Annotated in this window: 1 protein-coding gene; it reads right to left on the reverse strand. The window is 44.5% G+C overall.

Annotated features, from left to right (window positions below):
* Positions 1–3 precede the first annotated feature (3 nt).
* Positions 4–11433, reverse strand: a complete 11430-nt coding sequence (locus AB4249_RS08340) for a tandem-95 repeat protein (RefSeq protein WP_372102816.1) — start codon at positions 11431–11433, stop codon at positions 4–6.
* Positions 11434–11454: the final 21 nt, after the last annotated feature.

Below are 11454 nucleotides of genomic sequence, written 5' to 3' on the forward strand. Positions count from 1 at the left end.
CATTTACCCATCGGTATACTTTAGACCACTTTGGTCAAACAAGTAGTTGGCTAGGTCATCCGTCGCTACTCCCTCAAACTCAATCGATACTGAATCACCACCTTTAGTAACGGTAACAACAGAACCACCATTACCATTAGATGAGACTGAGTCTTTAATATCACCTAAAAGAGAATCGATTTCACTTGAGTCTAACTCTTCAAATAGTTCAGAAAGGTCAATTTTATCGCCTTCATTCACATCAAAATCTTTGATGACATCAGCGCTTCCATCTAAGTCTCCGTCTAACCAGGCGAATAAATCTGCTCCTTCCCCACCGGTCAATGTATCGCTGCCTTCTCCGCCAAATAAGAAGTCGTCACCCAAGCCACCATCTAAAGTGTCATCTCCACCTTGACCATACAAGATATCGTTACCCTCACCACCTGACAATTCATCATCAGCATCGTTTTCTGAAGCAGTACCGAACTCTTCTTTGTGACTAGTGACGTAATCATGAATCGTCTTAGCATCAACGTCAGCTAAACCCGAACTGAGTTTTTGAGCTACGTATTCTTGGAGCGTTAGCTCTGTCAAACCGTCATCAGCAAACAGCACTGGCTGATCACCAAACAATATGTCATCACCACTTTGTGCGGTTATCGTATCTTCTCCTGGAACAGCCTGTACCGTATCACCAGCGATTGCTTCAGCAAGGTCTTCTACTTTGATGTTGTGGTCAACCACTTTGTCTGTATCAAACATTTCTAACGTGTCTTTGTCGACATTACCACCAAGGCCAATAGCCTGTACCGCAGACAAGCCAGCTAAAATATTAAACATGTGAACGGCTTGTGGGGTCACCTTATTGCTGCCTGTATCGGAAGCGCTGTATTTATCCCTAAATACAAGCTCATTACCATCAATTTTCAACTTACCAAGCCTAACACGATTACCATTGTTATCTAGATAAGGTGAATATACGTGCGCATGGTTATGGCCATGACCATTGTCATATTCAACAACCTTAACACCATTTACTTCTATGCTTCCTGATGGCTGTAAAGATGCTAAGTCAAAATCGGAACCAAGGATATCTTGTAAGCTTAGAGCTTCACCCTTAGATTTATCCGCATACATCCAGAACTGATCAAGTTCATCATCGTCCAAATCATCCTGTGTTGCTTGGTTAATTTCACCATCAGTGATAAAGAACGAATGATTAGTCGCGTCATTATCTGGTAGTGAATTAAACCAGTCTATCGCAGAATCGAAGCCAGCCTCATAGTTGGTTCGTCCTGAGTTGTCATCAATTATCGTGTTGAGGGCGTTCTCAAACTGAGTTTTAGGGTGAGCTGAACTCAAATCGATACTAATGACATGAGACGCATTAGTTTCAAATTGTGTTAGCAGCACGTTCACAGTACCTGAGTTTTCACCGCCTGCACTTTCAACTAACTTATCAAATGCCGCCTGCAATTCAGGCTTAGCGTCGGCAATCGTACCCTTCATACTACCGGAAGTGTCGAAAATAAACGCGATGTTGTAATCCTGCCCTGGGATAATTTGCAAGCCTGATGTATCGCCGATGACAATGTTACTGTTTTCATCAGTAATGATGTTATCAGATCCACTCTCACCCATTAATATACTGTGATTGCGGACTGATGCAGAAGATGTGGCATAACTGTCCTGTGAAGTACCATCCACTTCAACCGAAGTTGCTGTAGCCTTAAGTTCAAAGTCTAGGTCGCCTTGATAATCAGAAGGTACTCGAATCTGTACATCTCCAAGAACGTTACCTGCAGCATCAATATCTAACTCATAAGTTGCAACACCATTCTCAGATGAGACTGGCTCTACAGCCTCTCCATCTATTTCTAGCTTCAACCCTGAAGGAATCCCGGTTAGTTCAACTTTGTCGCTTAAGGTCTCGCTTCCATCGACATCAACAAGCGCAACTGACACATCAATCGGTAGAACTTGCTCTTCTAGAATTTGATAAGTGCCAGATTCATTGTCCAAACTCACGATAGTATCTTTGAATACAATCTGCTCTATCTCATAAAGGTGATCACCAGCTTCTTTATCACTAGCACCTACTTGGTCGGCCGTATCAATGAAACGTTTGTCTTCGACAATCCAATATGGAACTTCACTATGATCATCAGCAGGGAACCAACGTAAAACGTAGTCTGATATGTCCCCTGTATAAATAACACTGTCTACTTGGTTAAGATCATCGATCGAGCCTATACCTCCGTCAAAGTGGTCGTTATAAGCGCTTCCTATAAATGTATCACTTCCCTGTGTACCCGCCGATACATCACCGACAAAGTGGACAGGAGACAATGCTACATCATCTGGATTGCGCTGATCTTTCGCTATAAACAAATCATCTTTGTCAGTACGATCATCAGTAGTATCAGCGTTATTAATCACGTCTCCACTTGAGGTGAGTCCCTCAACAATATTACCCGTGTTACCCATTTCTAGTAGAGTGCCATTATTAAATAGATCTTTAACGGCCTGTTCGTCAGATGTATCGAAGCTAGGTTCCACTCGAATTGTTTTCAAATCACCAATAGTAATAGTAACAACAGGAGCATCAGCCACAGGCGTAATATCTACCGTAAGCGTATGTTCTTCTGACGTACCATTCTCGTTTACAGCCTTGAACTTAATTTCAGCGTAGTCATTCGATTTATTGCCTACACCATCAACATTAAAGCCGTCATAACCAGATTCGTTAATATCCGGATTAAAGCCAATCACGCCTGAAGTTAATTGAGCCGATGTAATCTGATTCGAGTTTAGTGGCTGCCAATTTGGCTCTTGATCAGTGCCAAGGTTAATCACCAACGCTCCATCGAGTGGTTGATGAGTTATCACTACATCGTTGCCAGACTCAATCCCAAAATCATCAATCGATAGCACTAAAATAGTATCTTCCTGTCCAAAGGCTTCCTTACTTTCAGCATCTGGTCCAACAGGTACTGGATGGACAATTAGCTCGAAGGCCCCATTCGAAATCTCACTGGTATCGCCGACAATCTCGTCTGAAATAGCTTCAACCTTAACGCTATAAGTGCCTGGCTCATCAACCTGAATCATCAGATCAGCGAGCACTGTTTCGGCAGTACCATTTGATGTTAACCAAGCAGATATATCAACTTCACCATCAGCATTAACAACAAGCTCCTGATCTCCAAGTTTAACAATTGAACCTTCAGGTAAACCAGACACGACGAGTCTCAACGTCTCTGAACCATCGGTATCAACAAGCTGCGTAGTGATCTTAGAGACATTGATAAAGGTATCTTCCAGCCCTTCATTAATATCGAACGCTGGGTAATAACCACCCTCTAAGGATTCATGTTCAACCTGTGTCCCGATATTAACTTTATCCTCAAGCGAACTTACATCAGGAACAATATCAAAGTTGTCCGTGTTAAAGTCTACGGGTTCATTGCCACCAACTGCGACACTGATAGTGGCATTACCTGGACCAGCCTCGTTGTCGTGGAATGCAGTAATTGTGTACCAACCTGATGCCGATGGTACAAAGGCTGAAGACTCATAGGTACCACCTCCACCCCAAGTTTGAGAGGCCATGGTTTCACCACCGACTTCAAGTCTAAATGAATCATCTGCATGACCACTAAACACGTATGACTCACCAGCAACTAGGAATACCAAACCAGTAAGTTTGCTCGAAATGTTTTCGATAGCTGGAGAGTTCTGAGTGCCAAAGTCTGGCGTCTGTGTGACTTCTGAAGTGTTGGCAGCACCTGCAGACTCGATAGCTTGTTCAACAACGTCCGGAGCGACACCGCTACCATTGTTGTAATCAAAGTCTAGGTTCTCCCATTGCTCTAACTTAAAACCTTCATCTAAATCTACATTTGGTGTATCTACTACTAACTTGGCAAGCGTCGTATCAGGGCGAATATCAATCGACATCGTCGTGCTAGAGCTGGTGTTGATGCCGTCCGAACTGTGGTAGTTAAACTCAGCATAATCTTGTTGATTATTACCAGTTACTACATTCTCTTCATCAGACATTGACGTACTAGATTCATAGCTTACTGGGTTGAATATCAAGAAACCTTGTTCAACCTGCTCTTGGCTTACTGATACTCCTGTGCCAATCGTTTCAGTATTTAACAGAGCCCATTCATCAGTAGATTCGTTGTACAGATACATATCACCCGCGCCTGGAGCACTAGTGATAACAATCGACAATTCACTAGAATCTGCATCAGAAACGTTGAAATCGGCCCACTCAAACGTAATCGATGAACCTTGGGCTTGTGCCTCATCGCCAATGACATGTGAGTCCTGTGCTTGCGGTGCTTCATCATTATCGATGATCGTTGCAATACCTTGCTTGCCACCCACTTCGAGCGTGAAACTCTCATTTAACTCATCAATGCCGTCATCGTTAGTTGGTACCTTGATGTCAAACGACGTTACTCCCGCAGGCACAACAAGCTGACCATTAACAAGCGTCACGCCCTCAGTGAACTCTACGTTGTTGGTGAAATCTTTGTTATCACCGAGCTCAGCTGAACCGGAGTTTAACGACCAATCAAATCGAGTCTCTTGACTGCTTGTGCTAACTAGGTTCACGGTGAAGACAGCTACATCGCCTTCAATTACTTGTTCATTATTTGGATTAACCGCGTTGCTCACTGTATCGATAGTTGGAGCTTCATCGTTATCAGTAATGCTGCCCACTGCAGATTCACCATCAACAGTCACGGTGTAGGTTTCAGCGATCTCATGGAGACTGTCATCAATTGTCGGAATCAAGATTGCAAAGTCCTTCACTCCAATTGGGACAATCAGTTTTCCACTTTGCTGATCATAGGTGACGCCATTAGTAAAACGAACCTGACTCAAGTCGAGATCTTTTTCTTCACCCGAATCATTCGCAGCATCCGTGTTCTTACCAAAAGTAACGTCCAACGCAGATTCAACAAGTGCACTTGAATCCAAAGTGACTTTAAAGCCAAGTTCATCACCTTCAACTACTGAGTCTGCTAGCAGGTCTACAGACGCAACACTAGAAGGAGTCGGTAAAGGGTTGACGATAACATTAACTTCAGCACTCGCGATTTGGCCATTATCATCAGTAACCTGATATTTAAACGTTGTTTCACCGACAAAATCATCGCCAGTTAAATCAAAGTATACGATGCCGTCTTTGATATACGCATTACCTTCCGTTTCACCGTATACATAGGTAATACGTAGATTGTCGCCATCTGAATCGATATCGTTATTTAGAAGCTCAGAACCGATAATGCCAGCAAGCTTCGATGTTGGAATCTCAAGAATGCCGCCTTGATTCACTGCATATGCGCCTTCACTAGAGGCTTTAAAACCAGTTAGGAAGTAATCTGACGCATCATTATCATGCGTTGCTTGGTTGGAATACTCAGTTGCTTCAAATACCACAGTATCAAATGCGATTGGCGTACCATCAGGAGTAAGCGGTGTTATTTCGTAAGTACCTTTATTGTTACCGTCTTCAGCAATAAACGTATCACCTGCAACCGCTACGCCATTGAGGTACGCTACCCAACTGCCTTGTTCATGGTTATCAGTGAAATCACCGTCATTACCTTCGTTTTTAAACAAGTTAGATACTGAAAATGTAAACTGAGTCGCAGGGCTATCTAAATTGATTTCAAACTTCTCAGATTGCTGTTCTGCACGATCATATTCAATCTGAGCACCCAATCCACCCACTTTGCCGGCAACACCAATCTTAATACCGCTGTGTGCAAAGTCTTTATCTTGGCCATTGAAGCTGGCACTCAGCTCAGCACCTTCAGCCGACCATGGAGAGTCGTTGTCTTCACTGAACTCACCCAGTTTAACTTCGAAGCCTTGCGGATCGTTATTCGCATTCAGGTCACCAGACTTATCGATAGTAACTGTCTTAACTTCACTTTCGTTACCATCACTGTCTACCGCTTTATATTCGAATGAATCTGACGCCTTAGCTTCAAGAGAAGTCAGCTCCCAGTTACCTGGTCCTTGTGTGCTTGCTTCCACCGAAACAATCTCAGCACCTTCAGGAGCGACAATCGTGACATTTTGATTATTGTGGGTGTCATCATAAAGGAAGGTTTTGTCTTCTGTGACACCATTACCATAATCAAAGGTGACTGTAATCTCGGCTCTTGATTGAACACTATCATCAGCATTTGGGGCAAACCAGCCACCCAAACCGCTTAGACCAACCGTTACTGAGTCCGCTGGACGAGAAGAGAAATCAATGTTGATTACCTCATCTTGGTGAATACCGCGATTAGTCGATGCAATACCGAAACCCATATGGCCTTGCTGGCTGTTGTTCTGTACTAAAGGCTTGGCGTCAACGTTATTTCGACCTTCCGAGGTAATGGTGACGACATCACCATTATCAAACTTCAGTTCGCGAGTATACGCATCTACTTCATCACCCCAGCTATGAAACTCTGCAGTGCTATGAGGGCCTTTATCTAATGTGGATGTATCATCAACACCTAAGAAGAAGCCTGTTGATTCTTGGTCATCTTCATAAACGATGTTGTTAGGATCTGCATACGTCTGCCCAACTACCACTTCAACCTTGTTATTACCATCGACATAGTAAAGAGTTCCTGAATCAGGTAGCTCTGTGATGATCACACCGAGATTTGTATCTGCGTCATTATCGTTATCATCTTCGTCATCAGAAATATGGTCTGTACCATCTCCTTCGATAGCTCCCATTCCGGTATCGAAAATAACTTGCGAAGAGCCATCTGCATTGAGAGAAATAGAGAAGTCTTCAGCTTTTGGCGGGTTATCATGGCTGTCGTCAATAGCTACATTTTTATCAGCGCTAGACGTATCTAGCTTCTCAAATACATCGGTACCATCTTGAGTTACGGATACAACACTAACGTTAAACTCTTGTCCGACTTCGTATTCGTTGTCTTGTTCAGTTTGAATCTCAAAGGTCGCTGTATTTGTATTTGCGTCTACGTTTACAGTTATAACTTCAACAATATCTTCATTGCTCGCGTTTGTGTAAGAGTACTGAAGAGTAACCACACTATCTTCAGGCACTTGCTCACTTAGCGTAATCGTAAATGGGCTTGTCTTATCACCCTCAATAACTGAATCGGGACCAGTCAGCCCAACTGTAACGGTATCTTTGTCGTTTGTGTCTGTCTCATCGACAATCTTAGCTGTACCTGAGTCCTGTTTGTCATTTTCAACAAACTCACTAGTTGAGCTAGCATTTAGAGTTACAGTCTCTTCACCCTCAAGCAATTTATCATCAAGAACCTTGATGAAGACTTCTAAGCTATCAGAGCCGCTAGCAATAATAAGATCGGCAAGCTCCTGATCTGAAAGCGCTTTATAATCTTGTCCATCTTTAACGTAGATCTTGTCTTCGTAATCGACACCTTTAGTTGCAGTATCCCCTGCCGACCCTAGTGTAAGAGCAAGACCAACGTTCTCAGAGACAAGCTCATCTAGGTTGATTTCAAATGATAAGAAAGCATCTTCTGCTTCTGTCACTGGTTGGCCAGCAGTAACTGTTAGCTCAGCAACAGGTAATACATCAACATTCACTACAACCGTATCTGTACCACCGTTACCGTCCGACACGGCAACAACAAATGAATCATCTCCATCAAACTCGTTGTTCGGAGTGTACTTCCACTCGCCCGTTTCAGGGTCGATCTCAACACTACCGTTTGTAGGTTGGCTCACCGTGTAAGTCAGGTCAGTGTCGTCAATATCGGTTGCAGTAACCTTACCAGATACAGAGTTATCCTCTTTAGTCGATACACTTATTTGATCAGTATCGCCAATCGGCACTCCATCTTTGACAAATATTGGAGCATCATTTTCTGGAGTGACATTAATCGTAACCACGGCGGAATCAGTACCACCTTTACCGTCAGAAACTGTGTAAGTAAACGTAGCGATACCATTGAAGTCATCCGCTGGAGTGTAACGAACGGTCTGAGAACCATCTTGTAGCTCAACTAACTCAACCTGACCGTATGTTGGATCAATCACTAAACTATCTAAAATGATTAACGTATCACCATCAACATCAGAGTCATTCGAAAGTAACTCGCTACTAGGTATATCGAGAGTTACATCTTCTTGTGTCTGAAGATTTTTAATCACTTCTTGAAATTTGATATTGTCTAGATAAGTCCCACTCTTGTCGCCTTCAGTGCCAACTTCTCTAAATGAAAGGGTATTTGAACCATCTCCACTCCCACCTAATAATTCCAATAACTGGGTTTGCATTATGTTACTTTCAGGGGTGATCGTAGCAACAACTTCGCCGTTCCAAATGACCTCAAGCTCAGCACTCGGCAATCTTTCGTACATTGCCGTATCAAAAGACAGTTGGTATAAGGTACCGCTTTCTACACCTTGAATTTGTTGAGTAAGGGTTACATTGTCACCATTACCTTCCATATCAATCATACGATCGCCGTCTGTTTCATCAACAGCATAGCCTTCTTGAACTGAATCTAAAGCACCAGTTCTTGCATCGTAGGACCAACCATCTAGTTGGTCGATTCGAGAACCCCAACCGGCATTTGATACCGATTCATAGTCTTCAAAGCTACCATTGACGATCAGGTTATCACCTAATTCTCTTGAATCATCGTTCGCGATAGGGTCATCATTTACTGGTGTTACATTAACGGTCACTGTCGTAGTGCTTTTTTCACCATGAGTATCAACAATGGTGTATTCGAAAGTCGCTTCACCATTGAAGTCTTGGTTAGGTTCAAACACGACATTGCCATCTATCAGCTGAACAGAACCGTTTGTAGCATCGGTTGCGTTGACAGAAAAAATGGTTATGTCATCCCCATCAACATCGAAATCATTGGCTAGCAGCTCACTACCACTAATAGTAAGAGCCTGATCTTCTTCCGTTATGAGTTTGGGTGCATCTATCCCGGTAACTGTAATGTTATCGATGAACGCACCAAGCGAATCAGATTTACCCGCACCAGCAAAAGCGATTAAAGTAGCATCACTACTAACATCAAACTCAGCATTTGCTTGATACCAACCTTTGTTATCCGGACCATCTAGTGTTACAGAAATGCCTTCTGGAGCAGTCACTGTTCCATCCGCATGCAGCGTAATAGTTGTATTCCCAACAGTAAAAGTCATATCAGACGACGAGTTGCCGTCTTGGCGAGGGTTATAATCGAACTCTACCCTCAAAGAGTCTTGATCCGACGTATCAATTGATGTCGTCATCACCGTGTTTTTATGTGGGTCTAGCTCTGCGTAAAAATCACCGTCGGTAGCATCAACAATTAAGCCGTCTCGCTCAATCTCTATACCATTAGTAAAGTCCCATACCTCTGATGGGTCTTTAGAAACAACCGTCCAACCCGCTGGGTTTGCCATATTTTCGAATGACTCAGTGAGCAATATGGTTTCTTGAACGTTTTTGTAAGAATCACTGATGGCTACAGGCGCATCGTTGACTGGCGTCACCGTCAAGTTGAACGTGCTGTCTACCGGTGTGCTGCCATCTTCGTTGCCGTCTTCAACGTTAATATCGAAAGACGCCGACGTGGTTTCGCTGCCGTCATGTTTAAACGTCACTTTACCCGCCGCCAACTGCGCCACCGTGAAGCTGCTTGACGCGACGCCGTTCACTAAGATTGTGCCGTTGCTCGCGTTGCCGACCGTGAAGGTCACGCCTGTGTCTGTATCGTCAACGTCTGTATAACCCAAGTCAGCTGCCGAGATCGTGTAGCTGCCTGCCTCGTCCACTTCCGCCGCCAGATCGCCTGTCAGCTCCGGCGCATCATTCACTGGCGTCACCGTCAAGTTGAAAGTGCTGTCTACCGGTGTGCTACCATCTTCGTTGCCGTCTTCAACATTCACATCGAACGACGCCGACTTGGTTTCGCTGCCGTCATGTTTGAACGTCACTTCACCCGCCGCCAACTGCGCCACAGTGAAATGGTTCGACGGAACACCGCCGACTAAAATTGTGCCGTTGCTCGCGTTGCCGACAGTGAAGTTCACACCTGTGACAGTATCATCAACGTCCGTGTAGCCCAGATCCTCAGCCGTAATGGTATAGCTGCCTTCTTCATCCACTTCACCCAACAGATCGCCTGTCAGCACTGGTGCATCGTTCACAGGAGTAATATTAAGCGTAACTTCTGCTTCGTCTTCCCCACCGTTCCCATCGGTCACTTTATATTTAAAAGTTGCCTCCCCGTTATAGTCGGTATCCGGTGTGAATATAATTGTATTGTTTGTGTAGTCGACAAACAGCTCACCATTAGTCGCGGAGGTAATTGAACCCACAACAATTGAGAGCTCATCACCATCAATGTCAGTATCATTCGCTAACAATTCATCAAAAGAAATCGTGATAGACGTGTCTTCAGCAGTAACAAGTTTAGATTGATTAATACCTGTCACTGTAATGTTATCTAACAACGCACCGTAGCTATCTGAAGCTCCAGCGCCTGCAAATGTAAGGTCCGTAACGTCCCCTTGGACTTCGAACTCAGCCGTGATCTTATACCAACCATTTGCGTCAGGTTGCCCTATTTGGACATTAAGTCCGTCGGCACCCGATAGAGATCCATCTGCGTGAACAGTAACTAACGTGTCACCGACTTTAAACGTCATGTCAGAAGATGAATTACCGTCTCGTCGAGGGTTGTAATTAAATTCAACACGCACGCTATCTTGGTCTGACGTATTAATATTTGTTGTGATCGCGGTGTTTTGATGAGCATCAAGCTCAGCGAGGTAGTCACCGTCTGTCGCTTCAGCTATGAGACCGTCACGCTGAATCTCTAGACCATTTGTTGCTTCCCAATCATCTAGTTCGTCGCCAGTTACTACAGTCCAACGACCTGTGTTTGTCATGTTTTCAAAGGACTCAGAGAAGAGCAGCGTCTCACTATGAGTTTCATATGTGTCATCAATCGCTACTGGACCGTCGTTGGTGCCTGTCACGGTAATGGTTAAGGTATTGGTTTGATTGACCGTGCCATCGCTTGCGGTGTAGGTGAACACCACGTCCGCGGTCGCTCCTGTGGCCAACGCTTGAGAATCGCTGCCGTCCGCCACAAAGCTGTAGCTGCCATCGCCACGAATGGTCAATGTGCCGTAATCATTGCTTATCACTGTGTCGCCACTGTCTGCCACGGCGGTTGCGGTGCCCGTAGTACCGTTCAAAATACCCGTGACGTTCAATGAGTCGCCATCGACATCGCTGTCATTGGCCAACACGCCGTCTTCTGCACTGACCGTTAAGGTCGCGTCTTCATTCACCTCGCCCACATCGGCGGTTAACTGAGGCGCATCGTTGGTGCCTGTCACGGTAATGGTTAAGGTATTGGTTTGGTTGACCGTGCCATCGCTTGCGGTGTAGCTGAACACCACGTCCGCGGTCGCTCCTGTGGC

Origin of the sequence: Vibrio sp. 10N.261.55.F4, assembly GCF_041470465.1 — a bacterium.
Lineage (GTDB): Bacteria > Pseudomonadota > Gammaproteobacteria > Enterobacterales > Vibrionaceae > Vibrio > Vibrio crassostreae_C.